This window comes from Streptomyces sp. NPDC002838, assembly GCF_040295365.1.
Classification (GTDB): domain Bacteria; phylum Actinomycetota; class Actinomycetes; order Streptomycetales; family Streptomycetaceae; genus Streptomyces.
The window spans coordinates 160493-183064 of sequence record NZ_JBEOVF010000006.1 but is presented as its reverse complement, the minus strand read 5'-3'; the positions used below and the strand labels follow the sequence as shown (position 1 = coordinate 183064).

The following is a 22572-nucleotide window of genomic DNA, read 5'->3' as shown; positions in this document are numbered from 1 at the left end:
CATCAGGCTTTGCTCAGGCTTCGATCCGGGCTCGGTGCGATTATGCCCTTACCGGACGTACGTCAAGACAAACAACGCGAAGGTCAGCAGCCTTCCCCGGACGCCTCCCCGGCACCCTTCCTCAGTCGCCTTCCTTCCGCTCCCTCGTCGACAGGAGCCGGCGCAGCGAGTAGAGGCGGGCCGGGTCCGCGTGGCCGTCGGCCACCCACTGGTCCAGCGCGCAGTCCTGCTCGTCGTGGCTGCACGCACGGGGGCAGTTCTGCGTGCCGGGCACCAGGTCGGGGAAGGCGTGGATCACCCGGGACGGGTCCACGTGGTGCAGGCCGAACGACCGTACGCCCGGGGTGTCGACCACCCACCCCCCGTCGCCCGCCAGCGGCAGGGCCAGCGCCGAGGTCGTGGTGTGACGGCCGCGGCCCGTCACCGCGTTGACGTGTCCCGTCAAACGGCGCTGTTCCAGGGGTACCAGCGCGTTGACCAGGGTCGTCTTGCCGACGCCCGAGTGACCGACGAAGGCGGTGATCTTGCCGTCGAGCTGCTCGCGCACCCGGGCCACCGCCGCCCCGCTCTCCAGCTCCTCGCGGCTCGTCACCACGTACGGGATGTCCAGATCGCCGTACAGCTCCAGCAGCTTGTCCGGCGGGGCCAGGTCCGACTTCGTCATGACCAGCAGGGGTTCCAGGCCGCCGTCGAACGCCGCCACCAGGCAGCGGTCGATCAAGCGGGGGCGGGGCTCCGGATCGGCCAGGGCCGTGACGATGGCGAGTTGGTCGGCGTTGGCGACCACCACGCGCTCGTACGGGTCGTCGTCGTCCGCGGTACGGCGCAGCACCGACGTGCGCTCCTCGATGCGGACGATCCTGGCGAGCGTGTCCTTCTGGCCGGACATGTCGCCGACCAGCGCCACCCGGTCGCCCACGATCGCCGCCTTGCGGCCGAGCTCGCGGGCCTTCATCGCCATCACGATCCGGCCCTCGACGAGGCACGTCAGCCGGCCCCGGTCGACGGTGAGGACCATGCCCTCGGCCGCGTCCTCGTGCTTGGGCCGGATGTTCGTACGGGGCCGGTTGCCCTTGCGGTTCGGGCGGGAGCGGATGTCGTCCTCGTCGGTGTGCTTGCCGTAGCGGCGCATGACCTTATCCCTGGGTCTCCGCGCCACGCAGCATCCCGGTCCACAGGTCGGGGAAGTCCGGGAGGGTCTTCGCCGTCGTCGCCACGTTCTCGATCTGCACGCCCTCGACCACCAGGCCGATGATCGCGCCGGCCGTCGCCATCCGGTGGTCCTCGTACGTGTGGAAGATCCCGCCGTGCAGCGGGCGCGGGCGGATGTGCAGGCCGTCGGCGGTCTCCGTGACGTCGCCGCCGAGCTCGTTGATCTCCTTGGTGAGCGCGGCCAGGCGGTCCGTCTCGTGCAGGCGCAGATGCGCCACGCCGCGGAGAGTGGAGGGGGAGTCCGCGAGGGCGGCGACCGCGGCGATGCCGGGGGTCAGTTCACCCACGTCGCCCAGGTCCACGTCGATGCCGTGCACGGAGCCCGAGCCGGTGAACACCAGGCCGTATTCGGTGAGTTCGCAGGATCCGCCCATTTCGGTGAAGATCTCGCGCAGCCGGTCACCGGGCTGGGTGGTACGGGCCGGCCAGTCCGGGACGACGACCCGGCCGCCGGTCACCAGGGCCGCCGCCAGGAACGGCTGGGCGTTGGACAGGTCCGGCTCGATGGTCAGGTCGCGGCCGAGCAGGGCGCCCGGCGTGACCCGCCAGACGTTCGGCTCGCCGCCCGACTCCGGGGTGTCGACCTGGGCGCCGACCGAGCGCAGCATGTCGACGGTCATCCGGATGTGCGGCATGGAGGGCAGCGTGGAGCCGGTGTGGCGGACCTCGACGCCCTGGTTGAAGCGGGGGCCGGACAGGAGCAGGGCCGACACGAACTGCGACGACGAGGACGCGTCGATCTCCACCTGGCCGCCGTCCAGCGCCCCGCCGCCGTGCACCGTCAGTGGCAGCGCGCCGCGGCCGTCGTCGTCGATGCGGGCACCCAGGACGCGCAGGGCGTCGATCACGCCGTTCAGGGGACGCTCGTACGACCTCGGGTCGCCGTCGAAGCGAATGGGGCCGTCGGCGAGCGCGGCGACCGGCGGCAGGAAGCGCATCACCGTGCCGGCGTTGCCGACGTCGACCGTGGCCGGGCCGTGCAGGCCGGTCGGGAGCACGCGCCAGGCCTCTCCCGCGCTGTCCTGGCCGCCCACGACGGAGGAACTGGACGACACCGTCTCCTCGATCTCCACGCCCATCGCCCGCAGGGCGCCCGCCATCAGCAGGGTGTCGCGGGAGCGCAGCGGGCGGCGCAGCCAGCCGGGCTCGGAGGCGAGGGCGGCCAGCACCAGGGCGCGGTTGGTGACCGACTTGGACCCGGGCACGTGGACCGTCGCGTCGACGGCTCCGCTCGCGTGCGGGGCGGGCCAGAGGGCGGTGTGTGCGGGGTTCTGGGCCATGGGCCCACTCTATAAGGAGGCCGTCGTTCGGGTGCAGGAGCGTTGTGGCTGGTCGCGCCCCGCGGCGGAGCCGCATATCGACACAGCCCCGCGCCCCTGAAGGGGCGCTTCACATCCCCAAGAGCCAGCGGCCGCCGCCTATCAATGAGCAGAGCGAAACGGCATGGAACAGAAACAGCCAAAGCCCCGCCGGCGCATGCGTCAGCCGCGACAGCTGGTCCGCGTCCGAGTCGCCCGCTCCGCCTCGCGCCCGCTTCGCCTGGAGCTCGAACGCCGGGCGTACCCCGCCGGTCAGCAGGAACCACACCACCACATACGCGAACGCCGCCTGCACCTGCGGTCCCGTCAGCCAGGACACCGCCACGAACGTGCCTCCGGTGATGACCACCGTCAGGGCGCCGTACGCGTTGCGGATCATCACCAGCATGGCCACCAGGAGGATGGTCGCCGCCCACAGCAGCAGCGTGATGTGGCCGGCGGCGAGCAGGGCGGCGCCGCCCAGGCCGAGGAGCGGGGGAGCGGTGTAGCCGGCGGACGCGGTGAGGATCATGCCGAGGCCGTGGGGCTTGCCGCGGCTGACGGTCAGGCCGCTGGTGTCCGAGTGCAGCCGTATGCCGGTGAGGGTGCGGCCGGTGAGCAGCGCGACCAGGCCGTGGCCTCCCTCGTGGGCGATGGTGATGGCGTTGCGCGAGATGCGCCAGAAGTTGTGCGGGACGACCACGGCGAGCGCGGCGACGAGGGTCGCGATCACCACCCACAGGTCGGGGTCGGGCTGGTGGCCGAAGACCTCGTCCCAGAGGGAGGCGAGCGAGTCGGATGCGGTGGTGTGCATGTTCGGCGGTAGCTCCCTGAGGTCTCGTCGAATCTGGCAGTGTGGCACGTATGTGCGGACGGTATTTGAGACGCTGACTTAGCAGCGATCGTTCCTGACGACAAACATGCAGATCACAGCTTTAGAGCCCCGGAATGATCCGGGGCTCTCGCTGTACCCGTGCTGACTGTGTGCTGACCTGGAGGCACCTGTGATCACCTCAGGAAACCCGTCCCGTGCTGGGCCGGTGCTGATCTCCTTGTACAGCCCCATTTCGGTCGTGGCGTTGCTGTGGCGGCCGACCCCAATCACGGTGCGCCTCGGTGCCCGGGAGTGGCTGCTCACACGATCTTCACTCGCTTGAAGGCCATGGCGGAAATAGTCCTGCCCTTCCTCGACGTTCTCGATCTTCGAGCCGAGGAGGGGAAGGTGTCGAGCCTGAAGCTGTTCTACACGACAAATAGCGGCGTGACCGAGGTCAAGCCGCGTCTTGCTGAGGTCGAGGCGGATGTGCAGGGCCTCATCGAGGCGCACATGGAGACGATGCTGGGCGTGCGGTTCCTGGCGAGCGAGTACGTCATCGACTGTGTCAACGGCGGACGGATCGACTCGCTGGGGCTCGACGAGAACGGGGCGCCGGTGATCGTCGAGTACAAGCGCGGCGTCGATGCCGGCGTCATCAACCAGGGCCTGTTCTACCTGGCGTGGTTGATGGACCACCGGGCCGAGTTCGAGCGCCTGGTCCGCGACCGGCTCGGGGTGACGGCCGCGTCCCAGGTGCTGTGGAGCGGCCCGCGCCTGATCTGTATCGCTGGTGACTTCACGCGCTACGACGTGCATGCCGTTCGCGAGCACCGACGCTCGATCGACTTGGTCCGCTACCGATTCTTCGGCAGCGACCTGCTCGGGCTTGAGACCGTGGCGTCCGTGAGCGGCGGCATGCAGGTGGCCCGCCGGGCGCGTCGCCAGGCGGTTGCTCGGGCAACAGCTGACATCCAGGGCGCGTCGATGATGGAGCTGGCGGGCGCGGTCGACGAGGCACTGCTCGGGCTCGGGGACGGTGTGAACCGTGTTGAGCGCAAGCAGTACCGGGCGTATCAGCGTCTGCGGAACTTCGCCTGCCTGTGTCCGCCGCAGCGGAGCAAGTTGCTGGTCTACCTGAAGGTCGACCCGAAGGACGTCGACCTCGTGCCGGGGTTCACCCGGGACGTGTCGGGTCTCGGTCACCACGGGACGGGTGATCTGGAGGTGCAGCTCCGTACGCCGAAGGACGTGGAGCGGGCGCAGGATCTGTTCCGGGCGAGCTACGCAGCGGCGTGATCGCCTGTGGGCCTCTTGGCTGTGCTTGCTTCGTGGCTGCTCTGTGGTCGTCGGGTGGTGCCTTTCGACGTGCGGGCAGGGCGTGGCGGTGGACTATCAATGGTGCGCGGGATCGCCGGTTTGGCTAACCGGCGATCCCGCGCTATGTTGCCCCGCTCTCGCGTGCCGATGATCAGCGTGAACGGCTGGCAGCGGGACCGGCCGTGACCGCCGGAGCGGCCGGTGGGCTGGTGAAGAGGGTCGTCCTGCGTTCGGGGCCCGCGGTCTGCGGGCGGCGAAGGCCGGTTTCGTGGGCGAGGGTTTCGGAGAGATCGGCCAGCAGCGAACTCGGGGTGTGCGGGGACGCGGTGATGGTCCAGGTGGGCCTGTCAGGATCGGGACCGGCCCAGACGGTCCAGGTGGCCAGGTTCTGGCTCGGGTGCTGTGCGGTGAAGGCGTCGAACTGGACGCCTGCGTCCCCGGTGGGGGATGTCCAGCGGATCCATCGCCCGTCCACGGTGTGCTTCCATCCGGCGTCGGAGAGGGGCTGCGTGGCCGCGGTGACCATCTTCTCGTCCACCGGGGCGCCGATGACCGTGTCCCAGCCGTCGCCGTCGGCGAGGTGGTCCAGCAACTCCTGCAGCACCGGGGCGGGGGTGGCGCCGGTCGCGGTGAGGACCCACATGCGGTCGGAGACGGGAGTCTCGTAGGCGGCTACGGTCCACGCGGTTTCGTGGGCGGGGGTTTCGTGGACGCGTTCGATGCGCAGGGTCTGTGATTCGTGGATGGCGTGGGTTGTCTCGTCCGACCAGGTCCGCCACTTCTCCCAGTCGCCGTGTGCGTCGAGGAAGGTGTTGAGGAGGGCGTCGTGGTCGCCGGTATCGGCCAGGTAGGCCGGGACGGTTTCCGGCTCCGGGCGGGCCGGTTCGGTCGTGGCTGCGGTGAGGGCGAGTGGGGTGCGGGCTTCGGCGGCGGCGCGTTCGGTGTCGGTCAGGGGCGCCGGTCCGGGGTGCATCTCGGCGCCGTGGACCTTTTCGAAGGCGAGCAGGGCCTGAGCGGGTGAGTCGAAGGTGTCGGCGACCTGGCGCAGGTGGTCCTCGCCGTGGAGGTAGACGGACTTGCCGTTGCGGCCGAGGTAGGTGCCGACCGCGACGGTGGTGTGGCGGTCGTAGGCGTGGGCGTGGATGAGGAGCTGGCCGTGGCGGATGTCGTCGTGGATCTTCTGGGCCTCGTTGGAGACCTCGCGGATTTCGCTGCGGGTGCACCAGGGCATCGGGTAGTTGGCCCAGGTCCATTCTTCGTCAATGGCCTCCCGGAGCCGAGGGGTGATCTCGACGGCGATGCCTTCGGCGGACAGGTGCTTGGCCGCGTCCTGCGCCCAGTAGGGCTCCTCATGGTCGATGCGGACCAGGACCAGCACGTTGTCAGCGACGACAGTCCAGTCGGCAGCCTCCAGGCCCAGGTGGGCAACGTGGGCCTGGGCGCCGGTCAGGACGGCGGTCACGGCGCTGGGATGGGTGGGGTGGCTGTCGAGGCGGACGTGGGCGTCGATGGGGGGAGTCACGTTGGGGTGTCGTCTCTTCTGCCGGTGGCCGGGCCTTCGGGTCCGGCCACCGGCGTATGCGGGGCTATCGGGTTGCTCGCGCGGCGCGGGCGGTGCGCGCGGGCGTGGTGGTCGGCGGGCCGGCACGGGTGGTGGGCGCCGGGCGCGGTCGCTGCGGCGGGACCGTTCCGGTGGCGTGCTGCCAGCGGGTGCGGACGGCGCCGATGTCGGCGAGGGAGCGGCGGGCGCCGACGACGAGCTGGAACGGTGTGTTCGCCAGGTCGCCGGCGTACGCCTCGATCTGCCGGCCGGTGTGCTCTGCGGTGGCCAGGAGGGAACGCTGCAGGGCCCGCTCGCCCCAGTGCTCCACGGACCCAGCCGGTTCGGCCAGCAGGCGGAGCACCTCACCCGGTTCACTTCCGTCGTCCAACAGACCGCGCTGCTGGGCTTCCCACAGAACGGTGACGGGGTCGACGGGCTCGCGGCGGCGAGCGAGGGTGGTCAGGCACTGCCACAGCCCGGCGTGCAGCGGCCGGTTGAAGTCCTCGGGGAGCAGCCACCGGACGGACTCGGTATCTGTGGGGTGCGCGGTGGCGGTCGCGAGCAGCAGCTGCTCCTCCTCGACCGCCTCGGTGTAGTCGGGCGCGATGGTCCGCGGCGGTGCCGTGGTGCGGGGCAGGACGCCGGCGCGCGGCGGGAAGCGGCTCGCGATGTCGTCCACGACCGCGGCGAGCGCGTCGGCCTCGGCGAGCACCGTCTGGACAGGGTGCGGGAGGGAGACATCGTGGACGGTCTGGACGAGGCGTTCCGCGGCGGCCTGCAGACGGCGGCGGGCGTGTTCGGCCTCGACCATGCGCGCGTAGGCCGGCGCGTGGCGGGGCCAGGGGCAGATCTGGATGAGGGTGTGCAGGTATGAGACGGACAGTCCGCGCGCCTGCTCGCGGCCGGCGGCGAGCACCTGGTCGAGCCACTTGGTGTTCTTCGCGTGCTCGGCCGGATCGGGCGGGGGCAGGGTGCTGATCGCGGCGAACAGAGCGGCGTGCGCGGCGGTGGAGAACGAGTCGGCGGTAATCCCGGTCACGTCGCCGAGCCGATGCGGGTCGAGGAGGAGGGCACCGAGGAGGGCCTGCTCGGCGTAGCGCACGGGCTGCGGCGGATGCGTGTCGGGCAGGTCGTCTTCGTCGGGTTCGGGGCCGTGGGGCATCAGGCAGCCAAGGTGAAATCGTCGGGGTCGAGGGTGACGCCGAGGTGCGGGGCGAGGAGGTGGCCAGCGAGCAACGGTGGGACCGCGTTGCCGATCTGGCCGAAGACCTGGCCCTTGTTGCCGGCCCAGGGGTAGCCGGCGGGGAAGGTCTGCAGCAGGCCCGCCTCGCGGGCGGTGATCCGGATCGGCTCCGGCACAGCGGGGGCCTCCGTGTCCTGTGTCGGCGCAGCGGCCGGTTCTGCGACCCACGTGCACTCGTTCGCGCGGTGTCCGAAAAACAGCGTTCCCGCCGGCTCCTCGATGGACCGGACGGTGGCGTTGGCCTGGTTGTTGCTGCGCAGCGACCAAGACCAACGGTGGGCCTCGGCGGTGAACGTCGGCGCCGGAGCGCTGGCGGCACGGTTGGTGCCGCGCCGCGCCGCCCACCCTGCACCTTCGCGGCGGGACTGCAGAACCACTCCGTCCGGTCGCGGCATCCAGGTGCCGCGCTCCCGGGCATCGGACAGCGTCTTTCGGGAGCCCGAAGGGAAAGGCTCGGGCCCGCCGCCGGGTCCGCCGCCGGCGCAAACGGTGGGGACAGGCCGGTCGGTCGCGCCCCACCCGAGCGCCTCAGCCATGCTCACCCAGCGGGCGCGGCCCGGACCGAACAGCGATTCGGGCTCAGCGACTTGGGAGTGCGTCGGCGTTGGAGGCTGTGCCGTACGGACCCGGGAGGCGAGCAGAATCGCCCGCCTCCGCGTCTGCGGAACGCCGAAGTCGGCGGCATTGAGGATCCCGTACCAGACCGAGAACCCCCAGCCGCGCAGGACGGCCGCGTACTGGCGCCACAGCGGCAGCACGTCGGGGACCTCCTCCATGGCCACCCACTCCGGTTCGCCGACCGTGTTGAGGGCATGCAGGTAGCGCATCGGCTCGGCCGCCAGCAGGGAGCGCTCGTCACGGCAGGCGGCCAGGAGCTGCTTGCGGGTGTCGCGGCCGGTGGCGAGGTCGGCGACCGCCTGGTGGACCAGGGGCTGGTCCACCAGGCCAAGGCGCTTGCCGGCCATGGACCATGCCTGGCAGGGCGGGCTCGCGATGAGCCCGGCGGTCTTGCCGAGGAAGGGCCAGACGGGATACAGCGCCACGTCGGTGCGAATGGTCAACTGCCCTGCCGCCGCACGGGTTTTGCAGGCCCACTCGTCCCATTCCAGGCCCACGTCCCGTACGCCGAGGACGTTAAGTGAGTGGCTCCATCCCCCCGGTCCCGCAAACAGGTCCAGGATGGTCAAGAGGCCAGTCCGAAGTCGTCCTGTACCGGCTCGACTTCACCGCGGCAGGCCCACGGGGAACAGCCGTCGACGACGCCCTGCTCCAGCTCATCCAGGTCCGGTCCGCTCTCGGTGAGTTCTTGCTGCATCGCCGCCCATTCGGCTGCGGTGACGTGATCGATCGGGGCTTCGCTGAGAGGGACGCGGGAGCGGTGGAGAAACGCCTCGCCGAGCAGACGGTTGCCGGTGGCGTTGGCGCGGGCGTTTCCCTTGCGGATGGCCGCGTCGAACTCCACTACGTCCTCCCATTCCTCCGGGGAGTTGTCGCGGATATTGCGCCATTGGGCGTTTCCGTGGAAAGGGCACCCGAGGCAGCTCGATTTCGGGGTGTCGGCCAGGCCGAGCGACGTCAGATAGCGGACGCAGTCGGACCGTGACCAGCCCATGTCGATGAGCGGGTGCCGGTTGCGCATGTACTTGACGTCGGCGTCCTTGGCCCGGTGGAATTCATCGGTGGAAATTCCGACCCACTGCTCGACGAAGATCCCCTTGGGGACGCGTGTCGGATAGGGATAGCCGAGTATTTCGCGAACCTTTTTCTTGATCGGCTTAATTTTATATTCCCCGGTACATTGCCGCCTGGTCATACCCGGATTTCCGTCCTTGTTCAGGACGTAGAGCGGCATTGACGCAAACCTGTGGTCGGGGTCCAGGGCATCCTCGCGTATGTTTCCGGACGATACGCGAAGAACGGGTATGCCTGCGGGTCTGGCTATTTCACGCTCCAGCCGGTCGAGATGGGAATAAACCGCTCTCGGTTCCCAGCCCGTGTCGGCGAAAATTGCGTAGTCGACCTTCGGGAGTATGCCCTTTGCGGAGAGGGCGAGCATGGCGCTGGACTGGATACCGGCACCTAGTGAAATTGCCCGAAAGGCAGGGAGTTCGGAAATGATCGGTCCTGGGGGTGAGGAGGGTGGGGGCCCGGATCGGCGGCGAGGCGGGCGATGCGGTCGCTGATGAGCGCGGGGTGGCGGATGGGCAGCGCGTGCGTGGTGCGGGGGAGGATCTCCAGGCGGGCGGCAGGGAGTTGGGCGGCCAGCTGCTGGGTGTGGGCGGCGGGGATGTGCCGGTCGTCGGCGCCGGCCATCAGCAGCAGCCGGTCGCCGAACTGGTTGAGCACGGTGGCGTCGCGCGGCTGGTAGCGGCGAAGGCACTGCCACAGGTCGGCGAGATCGCGGGTGTGGGTGTGGCGGATGCCGTGGCGGCACGGCGGTGGCCCGTCGGCCGGCCGGTCGGGGTGCGGCGCGAGGCTGTAGGGGTGTGTGGTGGGCAGCCGGTGCCGCAGGAAGTCCACAGCCTGGGGCGCGTGGGTGCAGGTCAGGGCGAACAGGCTGCGTCCGGCGGCCAGAAGCAGGGCACGCGGGCCGCGGCCGGGCAGCACGCTCGCCCCGCGTACGGTGGCCGACAGCAGCACCATGCCCCGTACGCGGGCCTGGTGTTGGGGGTGCAGGGCGGCGAGTTCCTGCAGGATGAGGGCGCCCAGGGAATGGCCGGCGAGCACGAGCGGCCCCGTGGGGACGAGGTGGGTCAGGATCTGGTGCAGGTCGTCGGCGAGCTGCCGGATCGTCAGCGGTGCCTGGCCGCGCGGGGTGTGACCGTGCGCGCGCTGGTCGTAGCGCACGACGGTCAAGCCCAGGCCGGTCAGGTGCCGGGCGTGGACGCGCCACAGGTCCGCGGTGACGGACGCCCCGTGCACCAGCACGACCGTCGCGCCGCCGGGACGCGGGCGCACCGGGGTGTCGCGGTAGACGGACAGGCGAGCGCCGTCCGCGGCGGAGACCGACAACACCTCAGTGGCAGAAGGCGGGTTGCGCACAGGTAGAACTCCAAGGGGGGATCAGTAGGAGGCAGCCGTTCGCCGTCCGCGCCGGGTCGGTGGAAACCGGCCGTTCGGCACCGCACTGCGCTTGCCGCCGCAGTGGGGGCGGGCGGATACCGGGCAGGCGACCCCGAAGGGGCGCGGGCAGTCAGCGCCGCACAGCTGTCGCCTTCGGCGGCGTGCTCGGGCCGCGGGACGGGAATGCGCTGCCGGTTACCGGCTCGTACCAGAACCGGGCGGTGCCGCTGCCGTAGGAGGCGTCGAGGGGCCGCTTGTGGCTGGGCTGGTGGCGGGCGAGCGCGCGGTGGCCTTCGGCGGCTGTGTCGCGCTGGATCCCGGCGGCGGAGATGTTCAGCGGCGCGGGCCCGGCTTGACGGCGGGGGCGGCAACGGCGGGCGGCCGTGTGGTGGTTGACCAGCGCGGAACGCTGACGGTTGCCAGTGCAGGACCGCGAGCCGCCCGGGCACGGGCGAGGTCCCGCGGCGTGGGCACCGCCGCGGCCCGGGGCGCCGCGGGGGCGTCCGGCTTCAGCGGGCGCAGGTGGGCGTGGCACTCGCGCGGCACGCAGGCGCGTTCACGGGAGACCGGCGCCGGATCGGCCAGAGCCGTGGCGAAGGCCGCGACCAGGTGGGCGGGTGTGGCGCTGTGGAAGTCGGCCTCGCACAGCGCTCGTCGCGCATCCGGGGCGGCAAGGATCCTCGCGCGCCACGCCTCGTCCCGGGCCACTGTGTGCCCGCCGAACGAGGAGGGAGGGCGGCATTCCAGGCGGGCCAGCCGGTCGGGCGAGGTCGCGGTGATGTGCCAGCCGTCCACGGTGATCTGCCAGCGGGCGGCGCGCAGGACCTCCCACACCATCTCCGGATGGTCATCGCGCTCGCGGTAGGGCTCGTCGTCCCATCGGCCCGCGGTGACGTCGGCATCCAGGGCGGCGGTGACGGCGGCGACGATCTCGGGCGGGGTCTCGTCGGTGAAGGCCGCGGTCCACGTCGGTGGGGCGTGCAGATCCGTGCGGCAGCGGATCTGCCACAACGCGGTGGCGTCCGGCATCAGTTCGGATGCTTCCGGGACGTAGGCGACGCGGAGCTGGCTGCCCATGGTCGTGACGTAGAAGTTGCCCATCTCGTCACTCATGTCGTGCCAGTAGTGATGGGTCAGCGGGACGAAGGCGTCGTCACCGCAATAGGCACTGCCGGCGAGGTAGCCAGGGGCGACGAGGACATCGTCATCGCTACGGTCACGGCCGGCCCGCTGCGTGCGGCGCAGGCCGGGGTCGGGGCGGGGTTCAGGCACAGGGGAGTCCAGTGGTGGGGAAGAGACGGAGCGCTTCGGACCGCCGTCAGGTGTCGGCGTTCAACGGCCCAGGTGGGGCGGGGCCTGCGCTGTGCCGAAGAGGCCGCGCGGGAAGGTCAGCGGCGTGCTCGTGCGGGGTTGGCAAGGCGCATGTGCGCCGGCGTTGGGGCCACGGGTACCGCGCTGGCCGATGACCGGGCGGTGGCGCCGGCAGCGTGAGCTTGGGTGCGGGCTGCCGCAGAGCGGATGGTCAGGAAGGGCAGGTGGCGCTCGGGGAGGTCGTGCGGCCTACGGCGTGCGGGGTCCGGGCGGGAGAAGGCGTCGGCGGTGGCGGTGATCAGGTGCATGGGGGTGCGGCTGGTGAAGTCGGCGTACCAGCGCGGTCCGCCCGCGGCCTCGACGTGGGAGTACAGGGTCCAGGCGGCAGCGGCCTCGCCTTCCAGTTCGGTGTGGAAGTCGGCCTCGCCGAGGTTGAGGCGGAGGTAGGCGTGGCCGTCCGGGGCGTGCTGGTAGTGGAAGAGGGGGTTGGGGTCGTCCCTCCAGCCGCGCGCGATCAGAACATCGCCGGGGCCGGCAGGGGTGTGGTGGGGACCACCGGGCCGATGGTCACGGTGGTCGTCGGGCAGACCGCGGACGAGCGTGGTGGTGAAGGCGGAGACGATCTCGGCAGGGGTGCCACGGGTGAAATGAGCGGTCCAGCGGGGGACGGCGAGCGGCTCGCGGGCGTAGGAGATCGTCCAGCCGTCGGGAAGGTCGGCGATCTGTGCGCGCAGACAGGGGCTGGAGAACATCCGCCCGGCGGGCGTGCGCGCCTCATCCCAGCCCGCTGCGTGCAGCGGGCGGGAGACCACGGTGGAGTTGCCGGGGCCGGCCAGGTAGACGGGGCTGACCAGGACGCGGTCCGTCGGGGCGAAGCCGGTCATCGCGTGCGTCCCACGGCGGCCTGCTTGGTCGCAGGAGGCGTCACGGCCGCTGTTCGAGCGGGGGTCGTGGCGGGCTTGTGCTGGGCGAGGGCACGCTCGCCGTCGGCGGTGACGTGAAGGCGCTGGCCCTGGTGCAGGGACGTCGTGGTGTCTACTGCGACGAGTCCTCGTTTGATCAGGGCGTTGAGGGTGGCGACGTTCACGGTGGCCCGGTCCTTGTCGATGGCCTTGAGCACGCCGTACCGGCTGATCACGTAACGGGTGCCACCCCCTGCGGACAGCCGGGCCAGGACGGCGTACTGACTGTCCGTGATCTTCGGCGCCGGTGTCGCCTGGTTCTGTCCGGCGTGCTGCTTCAGGTCCCGGGTGATGCCGCTGGCGAGGTAGTAGCAGCCGGTGTAGGCCAGGTCGAGTTGGTGGGCGGCGTTCGCGAGGTGCTCCGCCATGGCGGGGACCGCCTCCGCGTGCCGCGCCGTGCGCACAGCTGCGTCATCGGCCGACGAGCTGGGAAACGGGGCGCCTGGCGGGCCGGGGAAGGGGGCGCCCTCCAGCGGATTGGCCTCCAGCGCGCAGGCCAGGTCGGATGCGGCGATACTGGCGGCCAAGACGACGGAGGCGAGTAGTTCCAGAGCCGGGCGGCTGCCGGGTACGGCGGTGTACTGGCTGCCGTCGAGGGCGGCGAGGCGGAACATGGCCTGTTGGACCAGCTCGTTCGTGTCCACGATCTTCGCCGTGAGCTGCTGGCGGGCGTCGGTGCCGGGTGTCAGGGCGAGCGAGCGGATCTCGCTGTGCAAGTCCTCGAAGTCGCTGCCGAGTTGCCGCAGGCGGGTGATCTCGGCTTGCAGGTCGATCTGGCGCATGGTGCAGTGCTCCGGGGAAAGCGGACGGTGGTCAGCGGCTGCGCCGCTTGACCGGTGTGGTGGGCGGCGGTGCGGGGGCGGCACCGCGGCGGGATGGTGCCGGTGGGATGTCCTGCGTGGTCGCGATGCCGAGGTCGATGCGCACGCTGATGCCGTCGGCGTAGAGGTGGGCCTCGGCGCGGACAACGGCGCTGAGTGCGTCGCGTTCACCGAGTCCGGGTGGCAGTGCGTACTGCCGCTTCGCCCCCGCTGGTGTGAAGCCGTGCTGGACGAGGATGGCGTCGGCCTGGCCCGTGGCCGCGGTAGCGGTGACCGCGTGGTCGGTGAAGCGGATGGTCACGTCGGGCTCGCGTGACGGGGTTGCGCCGTGCTGGCGTGTGGTCCAGGCCAGGTCGACGAGGTCCAGGGTGTGGGCCATGAGTCCGTAGGCCGCGACACCGGCGCGCTCGTGCGCGTCCTCGGCAGTCTCGGGCGGCAGGAGGAAGAGGGTGCGGCCCTGGTGTTCGCGGGCGGTGAATCCCGCCCCGGTCAGGATGTGGGCGGCGTTGCGGAGAGGGCGGTTGAGGACGACGAAGGTCCATCCGTCGCCGGTCGAGCCGATGAAGACGTCGTGGTGGTCGGTCAGAGCCATGCTGCTCCGGGAATTTGGGGACGGTGAGAGCGACCCGAGGGTGAGGCGCAGCCCGGTTAGGCGGCGGTGCCGTAGTCGCCCTGCTGGGGTGCGTGCTTGGCGATGGCGCGGGCGGTGATGGCCTTCGACGCGCGGGCGGAGGCGGCAGACAGCTCGTCAGCGCCGGGCTCCAGGTACCAGGGACGCAGGTCGAGCATCGCGGCGCGCATGCCGGTGGCGAAGCACAGCGCGGTGCCCTTGGGCAGGGCACGGATCGCGTCGGCGGGCAGGATCCGCTCCTGCCGCATCGACACAGAGGTCGACTTGCCGGACTCTGAATGTGAGGTCGAGGTGGTCTCGACATCGTGGTCGCCGATCAGGCGGCTGAGCTTGTCGGCGAAGTCGGGGTCGTCGATACCGCTGCCGATGACCTTCACGGTGGAGGCGGACCACATGGCGTCCATGCCGGCGTCACCCCAGACCTTCTGGCCCTGGCGGTAGGACTGCAGGATCGTGATCGGGATGATCCCGCGCGACCCGAGGTGCGAGTACAGATCCGGCAAGTCGCTGATCTTGCACACGTTGGCGGCCTCGTCGAGGATCGCCAGCATGGGCGGGTCGAGCCGTCCGCCGGCGCGCTCGGCCTGGGCGGTCGCGGCGCGCATCACCGAGTCCGCGCACGCCGCGATCAGCGCGGAGGCGCCGCCGCCTCCGTCTTTGCTGAGCAGGAAGAGCGTGTCGGTGGAGGTGACGAACTGCGCCGGCTGGAATTCGGGGACGTCCTTCTGCGGCGTCACCCAGGCCGCGATCTCGGAGTTGAGCAGCGTGGCGGCGTACTGGCGGGCGGTCTCGTAGATGCCGTCGCGGGTCTCGGGCGGTCCCTCGACGGTGCCCTTGAGCTGTGCGGCGACGGCGGCGAAACCGTGATCACGGAGGATGTCGAGCGGGGTCCGGTCGGCCGGGAAGGCGAGCCACTGCATGATGTCGGTGATCGGCCGATCGTCGAGAGCCGCGGCCAGGAGCAGCTGGGACAGGATGTTGCTGCCGGCCTTGGACCAGAAGTCGCCCTGCTGGGACGCATCGACGCTCGCGGCGAGGAAGTGGCCGGCCAGCCGGTTCGCGCCGTCCAGGGTGGTCGCGCCGGCCAGGGGGTTCCACCACATCTCGCGGGCAGCATGGGCGATCTGCTGCGGGTCCATGGTCCACACCTGTCCCGCCTTCGCCCGCGCTTCGTAGGCCGTGGTGAAGGCATCGCCGGCGGCCTTGTTGCTAGTGAGCAGCACCGGTCCGGGGGCGTGCAGGATGGAGGGGATCGCGAGCGAGGTCGTCTTGCCGGAGCGGGGCGCCATGATCGCGACGGCGACGTCCTCGAACCCCATGCGCACCTCGTGCTTGGTGCCCTGCAGGTTGCCCAGGAGGATGCCGGTGTCCTTCGCATCGATGTTCTTGGTGCCCTGCAAACTCGGCCGCAGGGAGCGGGCCTTGGCGGTGATCGCCCTGGCCATCAAGGGCTCGATGTCCCGAGCCTTGGCCATGTCTGTGATCTTCTTTTTCCGGCCGCCGCTGCGGCTCTTGTGCCGGGCCCATACGACGCCGACCGCCACCCCGAGGGCCAGGAGCAGAAGGACGGGCACGATGCGGGCGCCGATCAGCAGGGACGTTTCTCCCGTACCGGGCCAGACCTGCTCGGGGTGGAGCAGGGCGGCGGTCGGCTGGTACGGCGCCCAGTCGGCTCCGGTGAGGTAGGCGGTGATGTTGCCCGACAGCCAGGCGAGGTGGGCGAGGGGGACGACGATCGCGAGTACGCCGAGGAGGAGGCGCAGAACGAGGTCGTACCCGTCGGTGGAACTGTTCGAGGAGGAGGAAGGGGGCAAGGGCTACGTGCTTCCGGGCGGGGACGGAGGGATCAGCGGCTGCGGCCGTTCTTGACCGGCAAAGGCGCCGAGGGCATCGATTTGGGCGGCGGTACAGCGCGCCGGGCAGCGAGGGTGTGGACGCGTTCTTCCAGCGCCCCGGCTACGAGTACGGCGAGCACGTCTGTGGTCCGGCGGGTGACGACGTTCGGGTCGTGGGTCGGCAGACTGTGCACGCTGTCGGTGCGCGCTACGGGGGCCGGATCGGCGAGCGCGGCGGTGAACGCGGTGACCAGGCGCGCGGGAGTGTGCTCGCCGAAGCGGGCCTGCCACACCTTCTGATGCAGACCGAGCGTGACGGTGACGAACCAGGCTCCCGGATCATCCGGCGTTCCCAGGCGCTCGACGTACGCCGCCTTGTCGGGCGACACGAGGCCGTCGTCGCCGTACGGGGACCAGCCGATCTGCCGGAGCGGTACGTACGGGTCGGACGGTGCGCTCGCTGTTGAGGCGGGGTCGGTGAGGGTGTCGGTGACGGCGGCGATGAGTTCGACCGGGGTACGGGCGCCGAAGCTCGCGTACCAGGCGGGCCTGTCCGGCTCCGCGGCGTGGCTCAAGGTCCACCACTGTCCATCTGGGTCGGGCTCCAGGCGCAGGAGGGCCTTCTGGTCGGGGCTGGCGAGCAGGACGCGCGGCATCAGGGGGTCGTTGCCGTGACTCCAGCCGCAGGCACGGTGGAGGGGGACGGTGATCCAGGCGGGATCACCGCCGCCGGCGAGGTGACGCGGTGCGATGAAGTCGACCTCGACGGTCTCGGGAGCCGGGGGCATGCTCACTTCCGTGCCGCAATCCGCCTGACGGCTGCGGTGACCGGTATGGGGGCCAGAGGCGAACGGGCCTTGCGGGCGGCGGAGTTGATCTCCCGGAGCGCCTTGCCGTGAGTGGCCCAGTCATCGAGGTAGCTCCACGATTCGGCGTGATGCTCGGCGAGGGCGTCGTCGAAGTCGGCGGTGCCGGGTTTGGCGGTGGCGGGGAGGGCGTCTCGGGTGGCCAGCCACTGCTCGTGCAGTTCGTCGAGTCGGTCGAGGGCGTCGCGCAGGACGCCCAACTGGTAGACCCAGCGGCTCTGCACCGTGTTCTCCGGCAGCTGGGCCAGCTGTGTCTCGGCGGTGGCCAGCAGGTGACGGGCGCCGTAGCGGAGCGGCTCGAACGCGGTGTGGGTGTCGGCGTCGCGCTGGCTCGCGCGCATGCCGTAGGCGTGGTCGTCGTGGGGCCAGCCGTCGAGGTCGGTGTGCTCGTCGGAGTAGGCGTCCCAGGCGTCGAGGATCTTCCTGCTGTCGCTCAGATAGTCGTCGAGGTGACGGAGGAAGTCGCGGTGTGCGTGGTGGTCGGTGGAGATGAGGTGGAGTCCTGTCGGTTCAGCGGCGAGCGGCCGGCTGGGCTGGGCCGGCGTTCGCCGGGGTCGTCGCGGGTTTCGTCTGCTGCCGGCGGGCGGAGCGTGCCTGTGCGCGGAGGGACTTGAGGCGCGTGGCGTGGGCGTCGACCACTTGCTGTGGGCGCAGTGGGCTGGGCTCCTGCACGGCGCTGTAGTGGCCGGTGCGGTCGTACATGCCGCGCTGGAGCGGGCTACGGTCGGCCAGTGCGGTGAAGAACGATCCGACCAGATGGGCGGGAGTGCGCTCGTCGAAGTAGGCGTGCCAGATGCGCGGGCCGTGGAACTCTCCGTGGCCGGGCTCACGGGTCTCGACGTGCCAGGACGGCCGGTCGCTGAATTCGCTCAACGGGCGCAGTTCGATGTGACACATGGAGTCTGGCGAGCGCGCTGTGCCGTCTGCGTCGCGGTGCCACCCCGCCGAGGTCACTGGTTGCCACGGGTCCGGCTGCTGTGGCGGCGGGACGATGAGGGCGTCCGTGAAGCCGGCGAGGACCTCGGCGGGCACGAGTTCGCCGAACTCGGCGTACCAGCCGGGCTCGGTGTCGGTGGGCTCCGCCCGCAGCCGCCACCACGCGGAGGTGGCGGACTGCGGGTCGAACTGGAGGCGGTGGCGCAGGTCGGGGCTGCGCAGGACGATCTCGGCACTCAGAGGGTCGGAGACGGCGCTCCATCCGGCGGCGGCCAGGCCGTGGGTGACGTGGCGGGCATCCCCGGGGCCGGCGAGGTGGCGGGGGCTGGTGTCGAAGGGGACCTGCCCGGCGTGCTTGTCGGCGAACGCGGCGAGCTGCCGTTCGCTTAGGGGCACCGGCCGTCCCCCTGCCCGTTCACGGCGGTGCTGCCATACAGGTCGCGGAGGTCGTCCAGCACGTAGTGGAGGGTGTGTTGGTCGGTCTGCTCCCACGCGGCCGTGCGCAACTCGGTGATCAGGAGATCGACCTGCGCGGTGCGCGGAGTGTCCGGGTGGTCCTGTACGGCGCGGGCGAGGGCGCGCAGGGTGTCGGCGAGTTGGACGGGCAGGCCCGTGTATTCGTCGAGGAGGGGTTCGACGAGGACGAGGGCTTCCACGGGGTCAGGGTTCTCGCGCAGGTAGTCGGTGAGGTCCGACAGGGTCTCGGTCGCGGTGCGGATGGTGTCCGGGGTGAGTGCGGGCATCGGGCTCCTTGGGACAGGGGCGGCGGGTCAGCGGCGGGTCCGGGCGCCGCCGGCGTGGGTATATGGACGGGCGGTGGTGCGTGGCCGGGTGCTTCGGGCGCTGCCCTGGGCCCAGGTGGCGGCGCGGGCGGCCGTGATCCGGGCCTGTTGCCACGCACTGAGCTGGGAGGGTGTGACGGAGACCGACCAGGTGCGGATCTGTGTGCTGTGCGGGACGCGTCCGCGCGGGCGCATCACGGGATCGGGATTGGCGAGTTCGGCCGAGAGGGCTTGTACCAGGTGCATCGGGGTGTTGGCCGTGAAGTTGGCCGTCCAGCCGTTTCCCTGCTGGTCCTTCGCTCCGGTCCACCACATCGCCGTGCCGTCGGGGCTGTGGTGGTACTGCATCCACGCGGTGCCGTCGGGGCTGGTCGCCGTGTAGTGCTCGCCCTTGGAACGTGTGTGCCAGTTCTGCTCCTGCAACGGTGCCCAGACGTTGGGGGCGTGGGCGGAGCGGGGGCGGGTGAGGGCGTCGGTCAGGCCGGCGACGATCTCCACCGGCGTCTGCCGGCCCAGGTGCGCCGCCCATTCGCCGTTGGGGCCGTCCGCTTGGCCGTGGATGGTCCACCCGCCGGGAAGGACGTAGGGGTCGTAGGCGACACGGATGGTGCGGTCCGGGCTCTCCATGAGCAGAGGGCCGCCCGTCTTGGACTTGTCCCGCCAGCCCGAGGCGCGCAGGAACTCCGAGACGTGCCGGACGTCGCCGCCGCCGGCGAGGGCACGGGGCTGGACGAGGTAGTGCTGCTCGGCCTGCTCGCCTGACCCCCAGCCCTGCCATTGCTTCTTCTTCACCGGTGCCGCCGGACCACGAGCGGTGCGGGTGCCGGGGGCTTCACGGCGGTGGTGGCGGGCTGGGTGCCGACGTGCTGCAGGGTGTCCTTGTGTTCGTCCAGGTCGAGGGTGATGTCGTGCAGTTCGTTCGAGGCGCGGCCCAGGGCGAGCCACACTTCCGCCGGGAGGGCGCCTCGTTCGGCCTGGTCCTTGGCGAACACGCTGCCGGTGGCGACGAGGTGGGTGACGCCGCCGAGGACTCCGGCGTCCGGGTCGAGGACGCGGGCGATGACCTGCGCGGCCTGGGGTGGGGGGAGCTGCGAGAGGTGGTCGGCGAGCTGGCCGAGCTGGCGGGTGATCTCGTCGGCCAGTCTCACCGGGTAGGGGGCGGGGTGGGACATGCTCCTCCGGGGCGGGGTGCGGTCAGTGGTGGTGGCGGTGGCCGACGCGCTGCGTCTCGGCGAGGACGGCCTCCGGGCGGGCGCCGGCCAGCGGGGAGGCGCGGTCGGGGCCGGTCGGGATGCAGGCGCGCAGGTAGCGGCGGAACAGGGCGGTCGCGAGTCGGGGTTTGAGCCGGTTGCTGATGGGTGGGGGTGTGCGGGCTGTTACGGGTTTCTCCGGGGATCGGGCGGTGCGTTGGGCGGCCCCCGCCGGGTGCCGGGGCCGCCCGGGCGGTCTTACGGGGTGCGCCGGGCCGGTGCGGGGCGCGAGGGGGAGCCGGCCGGTGCCGGATGCTGCGCGGCGGGGCGGGCTGCGCGGGTGCGGGCGTCATGCACGGCTTGTCGGTAGGCGGCTTCGTCGAAGACGTCGGGCGTGCAGTTGACGTCGTACCCGGCCAGGAGCAGGGCGGGGATGGCACGGGTCGCCAGGCGCTTCTGCTCGTCGGCGCCGAGGTGTTCGGGCACGGTGTGCCAGATGTACAGCGGCGCGCCCGTGGGGTATTCGTGGCGTTCGAGGCCGAGCTGTTCCAGCAGGTCGTGGAGCTGGGCGGGGGCGCCGGTGGGGGTGTCGGCGTGGATGGTGGTCGTCAGGGCCTTGATGTAGATCTCGACGTCCGTGCCGTATTCGTCGGCCAGGTTGGCCATGTGTTTCTCTCCGGGTTCAACGGCGGCGGGAGGCCGAGGGCTGGGCGGTGCTCGGCGGCGGTGTGGGGGCCGCCGGTTGCGGAGCGCGGGCGGCGTGGTTGCGGGCGTGGAGGATCACGCCCGCGGCCTGGCTCATGGAGTTCGCGGTGTCCCTGAGCCGTGCGAGGGGTTCGGGTTCCTCGCCGGGGGCGGCCCCCTGGAGGTCACTGGCGGCGATCCAGGCCCGGACGACCACTTCCCTGGTGAGGGGCAGCAGCCCGTTGACCGGGGCGGCGATCTCGGTCAGAACCTCGGCCACCGCACTGCTGGTCTTGGCGGCAGAGGCCCGCTCGGCGAGCTGGGTGAGGAAGCGCAGGGCCGCGTTGTGTTCGCTGTCCGGCACGGTCAGCGCGTTCAGGGCGGGGTCGAGGTGGACGCTGTGCCCGGCGGCGAGCAGTGCGTGCGAGGCGGCGGTCGCCTTCAGGCGCTGGTGCTCGACGGGCAGGCCGTGGGGAAGCCGGTGGTAGTCCCCGCTCGGTCCGGGAGCGGAGAGGAAGCCGCCGGTTCGCTGGAGAATGTAAGCCGCCTTCTCGGTGCCGCCGATGGCGACGACCAGGCCGGTGCGGAGGTCCTTGGTGATGGTGATGTACTCCAGCACCGAGAAGTCGGGCTCCGTCTGCTTCATCGAGCCCTGGTGGCCGGCGTGCGGGGGCCGGCCGGGGAGGGCGGCATGGAGGCTGGGGCGGAGGTGGGCGCGGTGCGGCCTGCGGGGTGCTGGAGGGCGGTGCCGATGCCGAGCGCGTCGAGCTGCGGGCCGATCTCGCGCAGGGCGTGCGCCTGCGCCCTGGTGTCGTCGCCGCTGAGGCGGTAGATGCCGCTCTGCGGGTCCTGGACGAAGCCGTGGGCGATGAGGATCGCGCCGGCACGCTCGTCGACGGGGGCGGTGGCGACGCTGCCGTCCGGCTGCCAGGTCAGGACGACGCGGTCCGGCTGGGAGGGCTGGATGCCGCCCAGGGCGTTGTGCCGAACCTGAGCGAGCGCGCTGTCATAGCGGGCGAGCAGGTCGCCGGCGACCTGCTCGGCGCCCAGGAACGGGTCGTCCGCCAGGGCGATGCCGTTGGGCTCGGGGACGGCGCGGTACGCCTCGTCGGGCAGGGCGCGGGGTGCGATGGCGGCGATGAGGAATCCGTCGCGTTCGTCGTGCCGGTCCAGAAGGACGAGCTGGGCGCCGTCGGGGCGGCTCAGGACGGCTGCCTGCCGAGGCGGGTGCTCGGCGAGGGAGGCGGCGACCAGGTCCAGGTCCCAGATGCGGTCGGCGAGTTCGGTGAGGTCGTCCTTGGCGTCCGGCGGGAGGTGAGTGCTGGTCCAGGTGTCGGGGAGTTCGCCGGCGAGGACGTCGGCGTACGAGGCGAGGCGCTCGGAGGTGTCGTGGTCGTGCATGGTGTCCTTGGGCGAGGTGGGGGTCAGCGGCGCAGTCCGGCGGCCACCGGTGGCGGCGGGGCCGGGAGCGTGCGTGGCGGGGGCGGGCAGGCGCACACGGCGGAGCGCTCGCGTTCGGTGGCGGGGACCTCCCCGGTGCAGGTGCTGCGGCCGGGGTGCGGGGCGTGCCGGTCGGCGAGGTCGGTGCGGATGATGTGGAGGTGCTCGTCGGCGAGGTAGCGCAGCCGCCGGGCGATGTAGGGGTCGGCCGCCTGGCCGAGCCCGTCGTGGAAGTCGGCGGTAGCGGTGAGGACTTCCTCCAGCGCGGCGAGGATGCCGTCGTGGGCGGCGGTCAGCTCGGTCAGGGCGTCGGCCGCCTCTTCGGTGGTGGTGGCTTCGCGTATGCGCTCGGCGAGGTGGGCGACGGAGGAGCCCAGCGGCAGGTAACTGGCCGGGCGGTAGTCGGTGTCGAAGTCCGTGTCGCAGTCGACGTGGTATCCGGCGGCCCGGAGGCGGGCGACGGCGTCGGTGGCGAGATCGGACTCGTCGTCCTCGGTGAGGCCGGTGGGGGGCGCGGTGGTAGGTCTCGTGGACGCGGACAACGGCGATGAAACCCGCGCGCTGCAGGACGCTGTGAGCCTCGGAGTCCCCGCCGCGGGCGAGGAGTTCGTCGGAGTGCGG

Annotated in this window: 24 protein-coding genes; 1 reads left to right on the top strand and 23 read right to left on the bottom strand. The window is 71.4% G+C overall.

What is annotated here, in order from left to right:
- Nucleotides 1-121: 121 nt before the first annotated feature.
- The 3 genes from rsgA to ABT063_RS10945 form a co-directional block, all read right to left on the bottom strand.
- Nucleotides 122-1132, bottom strand: coding sequence for a ribosome small subunit-dependent GTPase A (rsgA, locus tag ABT063_RS10955; protein ID WP_351056924.1), 1011 nt, complete (start codon nt 1130-1132; stop codon nt 122-124).
- Between the two features lie 4 nt (nt 1133-1136).
- Nucleotides 1137-2492, bottom strand: a complete 1356-nt coding sequence (gene aroA / locus ABT063_RS10950) for a 3-phosphoshikimate 1-carboxyvinyltransferase (RefSeq protein ID WP_351056923.1) — start codon at nt 2490-2492, stop codon at nt 1137-1139.
- A gap of 109 nt (nt 2493-2601) precedes the next feature.
- Complete coding sequence (locus tag ABT063_RS10945; RefSeq protein WP_351056922.1) at nt 2602-3324, bottom strand: M50 family metallopeptidase; 723 nt, start codon at nt 3322-3324, stop codon at nt 2602-2604.
- A 408-nt stretch (nt 3325-3732) separates the two neighbouring features.
- Between ABT063_RS10945 and ABT063_RS10940 the strand changes: the two genes are divergently transcribed.
- Nucleotides 3733-4623 carry a DUF5655 domain-containing protein gene (locus ABT063_RS10940; protein ID WP_351057047.1) on the top strand — a complete coding sequence of 297 codons (891 nt, stop codon included), beginning with the start codon at nt 3733-3735 and terminating at the stop codon, nt 4621-4623.
- Nucleotides 4624-4795: 172 nt separating this feature from the next.
- On the opposite strand, the gene ABT063_RS10935 is transcribed toward ABT063_RS10940, so the two are convergent.
- From ABT063_RS10935 to ABT063_RS10840, 20 genes are all read right to left on the bottom strand, one after another.
- Nucleotides 4796-6166 (bottom strand): SPDY domain-containing protein, encoded by a 1371-nt coding sequence (locus ABT063_RS10935; protein WP_351056921.1) that lies wholly within the window; start codon nt 6164-6166, stop codon nt 4796-4798.
- 64 nt (nt 6167-6230) lie between these two features.
- On the bottom strand, nt 6231-7349 hold the full coding sequence (locus ABT063_RS10930; protein WP_351056920.1) for a DnaB-like helicase N-terminal domain-containing protein: 1119 nt from the start codon (nt 7347-7349) through the stop codon (nt 6231-6233).
- Complete coding sequence (locus tag ABT063_RS10925) at nt 7349-8617, bottom strand: DNA cytosine methyltransferase (RefSeq protein ID WP_351056918.1); 1269 nt, start codon at nt 8615-8617, stop codon at nt 7349-7351. The genes ABT063_RS10930 and ABT063_RS10925 overlap by 1 nt, the downstream gene beginning before the upstream one ends.
- Nucleotides 8614-9486: an adenine nucleotide alpha hydrolase family protein gene (locus ABT063_RS10920; RefSeq protein ID WP_351056917.1), complete on the bottom strand. Its 873-nt coding sequence runs from the start codon at nt 9484-9486 to the stop codon at nt 8614-8616. The genes ABT063_RS10925 and ABT063_RS10920 overlap by 4 nt, the downstream gene beginning before the upstream one ends.
- Before the next feature lie 23 nt (nt 9487-9509).
- The gene (locus tag ABT063_RS10915) at nt 9510-10445 is read right to left on the bottom strand and encodes an alpha/beta fold hydrolase (RefSeq protein ID WP_351057046.1); all 936 of its coding nucleotides are present in this window, start codon (nt 10443-10445) and stop codon (nt 9510-9512) included.
- 381 nt (nt 10446-10826) lie between these two features.
- Nucleotides 10827-11765, bottom strand: coding sequence for an SPDY domain-containing protein (locus ABT063_RS10910; RefSeq protein WP_351056916.1), 939 nt, complete (start codon nt 11763-11765; stop codon nt 10827-10829).
- 116 nt (nt 11766-11881) lie between these two features.
- On the bottom strand, nt 11882-12688 hold the full coding sequence (locus tag ABT063_RS10905) for an SPDY domain-containing protein (protein ID WP_351056914.1): 807 nt from the start codon (nt 12686-12688) through the stop codon (nt 11882-11884).
- Nucleotides 12685-13548, bottom strand: a complete 864-nt coding sequence (locus ABT063_RS10900) for a hypothetical protein (RefSeq protein WP_351056913.1) — start codon at nt 13546-13548, stop codon at nt 12685-12687. Before ABT063_RS10900 ends, ABT063_RS10905 begins: the two co-directional genes overlap by 4 nt.
- A 31-nt stretch (nt 13549-13579) precedes the next feature.
- Complete coding sequence (locus ABT063_RS10895) at nt 13580-14179, bottom strand: hypothetical protein (protein ID WP_351056912.1); 600 nt, start codon at nt 14177-14179, stop codon at nt 13580-13582.
- Nucleotides 14180-14235: 56 nt separating this feature from the next.
- A complete protein-coding gene (locus ABT063_RS10890; protein ID WP_351056911.1) occupies nt 14236-16032 on the bottom strand; it encodes a type IV secretory system conjugative DNA transfer family protein in 1797 nt (598 codons plus the stop codon).
- Between the two features lie 32 nt (nt 16033-16064).
- Nucleotides 16065-16841 (bottom strand): SPDY domain-containing protein, encoded by a 777-nt coding sequence (locus tag ABT063_RS10885; RefSeq protein WP_351056910.1) that lies wholly within the window; start codon nt 16839-16841, stop codon nt 16065-16067.
- A gap of 2 nt (nt 16842-16843) precedes the next feature.
- Nucleotides 16844-17260: a hypothetical protein gene (locus ABT063_RS10880; RefSeq protein WP_351056909.1), complete on the bottom strand. Its 417-nt coding sequence runs from the start codon at nt 17258-17260 to the stop codon at nt 16844-16846.
- 169 nt (nt 17261-17429) lie between these two features.
- Nucleotides 17430-18251, bottom strand: coding sequence for an SPDY domain-containing protein (locus ABT063_RS10875; protein WP_351056908.1), 822 nt, complete (start codon nt 18249-18251; stop codon nt 17430-17432).
- Entirely contained in the window at nt 18242-18598 is a 357-nt protein-coding gene (locus ABT063_RS10870; RefSeq protein ID WP_351056907.1) for a hypothetical protein, read from the bottom strand. Before ABT063_RS10870 ends, ABT063_RS10875 begins: the two co-directional genes overlap by 10 nt.
- A 27-nt stretch (nt 18599-18625) precedes the next feature.
- A complete protein-coding gene (locus ABT063_RS10865) occupies nt 18626-19429 on the bottom strand; it encodes an SPDY domain-containing protein (RefSeq protein WP_351056906.1) in 804 nt (267 codons plus the stop codon).
- Nucleotides 19426-19809, bottom strand: coding sequence for a hypothetical protein (locus ABT063_RS10860; protein ID WP_351056905.1), 384 nt, complete (start codon nt 19807-19809; stop codon nt 19426-19428). The genes ABT063_RS10865 and ABT063_RS10860 overlap by 4 nt, the downstream gene beginning before the upstream one ends.
- A 276-nt stretch (nt 19810-20085) precedes the next feature.
- Entirely contained in the window at nt 20086-20493 is a 408-nt protein-coding gene (locus ABT063_RS10855) for a hypothetical protein (RefSeq protein WP_351056904.1), read from the bottom strand.
- A 16-nt stretch (nt 20494-20509) separates the two neighbouring features.
- Nucleotides 20510-21157 carry a hypothetical protein gene (locus tag ABT063_RS10850; RefSeq protein ID WP_351056903.1) on the bottom strand — a complete coding sequence of 216 codons (648 nt, stop codon included), beginning with the start codon at nt 21155-21157 and terminating at the stop codon, nt 20510-20512.
- A complete protein-coding gene (locus ABT063_RS10845) occupies nt 21154-21912 on the bottom strand; it encodes a hypothetical protein (protein WP_351056902.1) in 759 nt (252 codons plus the stop codon). Before ABT063_RS10845 ends, ABT063_RS10850 begins: the two co-directional genes overlap by 4 nt.
- A 23-nt stretch (nt 21913-21935) precedes the next feature.
- Nucleotides 21936-22493, bottom strand: coding sequence for a hypothetical protein (locus ABT063_RS10840; RefSeq protein WP_351056901.1), 558 nt, complete (start codon nt 22491-22493; stop codon nt 21936-21938).
- Between the last annotated feature and the right edge of the window lie 79 nt (nt 22494-22572).

Bases quoted from the DNA above. Each gene is read 5' to 3' on its own strand.
- ABT063_RS10880 (WP_351056909.1), bottom strand. From the start codon at position 17,260: ATGCGCGCGAGCCAGCGCGACGCCGACACCCACACCGCGTTCGAGCCG.
- rsgA (WP_351056924.1), bottom strand. From the start codon at position 1,132: ATGCGCCGCTACGGCAAGCACACCGACGAGGACGACATCCGCTCCCGC.
- ABT063_RS10850 (WP_351056903.1), bottom strand. From the start codon at position 21,157: ATGAAGCAGACGGAGCCCGACTTCTCGGTGCTGGAGTACATCACCATC.
- ABT063_RS10855 (WP_351056904.1), bottom strand. From the start codon at position 20,493: ATGGCCAACCTGGCCGACGAATACGGCACGGACGTCGAGATCTACATC.
- ABT063_RS10930 (WP_351056920.1), bottom strand. From the start codon at position 7,349: ATGCCCCACGGCCCCGAACCCGACGAAGACGACCTGCCCGACACGCAT.
- ABT063_RS10870 (WP_351056907.1), bottom strand. From the start codon at position 18,598: ATGCCCGCACTCACCCCGGACACCATCCGCACCGCGACCGAGACCCTG.
- ABT063_RS10900 (WP_351056913.1), bottom strand. From the start codon at position 13,548: ATGCGCCAGATCGACCTGCAAGCCGAGATCACCCGCCTGCGGCAACTC.
- ABT063_RS10885 (WP_351056910.1), bottom strand. From the start codon at position 16,841: ATGCCCCCGGCTCCCGAGACCGTCGAGGTCGACTTCATCGCACCGCGT.
- ABT063_RS10895 (WP_351056912.1), bottom strand. From the start codon at position 14,179: ATGGCTCTGACCGACCACCACGACGTCTTCATCGGCTCGACCGGCGAC.
- ABT063_RS10920 (WP_351056917.1), bottom strand. From the start codon at position 9,486: ATGCTCGCCCTCTCCGCAAAGGGCATACTCCCGAAGGTCGACTACGCA.
- ABT063_RS10905 (WP_351056914.1), bottom strand. From the start codon at position 12,688: ATGACCGGCTTCGCCCCGACGGACCGCGTCCTGGTCAGCCCCGTCTAC.
- ABT063_RS10860 (WP_351056905.1), bottom strand. From the start codon at position 19,809: ATGTCCCACCCCGCCCCCTACCCGGTGAGACTGGCCGACGAGATCACC.
- ABT063_RS10945 (WP_351056922.1), bottom strand. From the start codon at position 3,324: ATGCACACCACCGCATCCGACTCGCTCGCCTCCCTCTGGGACGAGGTC.
- aroA (WP_351056923.1), bottom strand. From the start codon at position 2,492: ATGGCCCAGAACCCCGCACACACCGCCCTCTGGCCCGCCCCGCACGCG.
- ABT063_RS10845 (WP_351056902.1), bottom strand. From the start codon at position 21,912: ATGCACGACCACGACACCTCCGAGCGCCTCGCCTCGTACGCCGACGTC.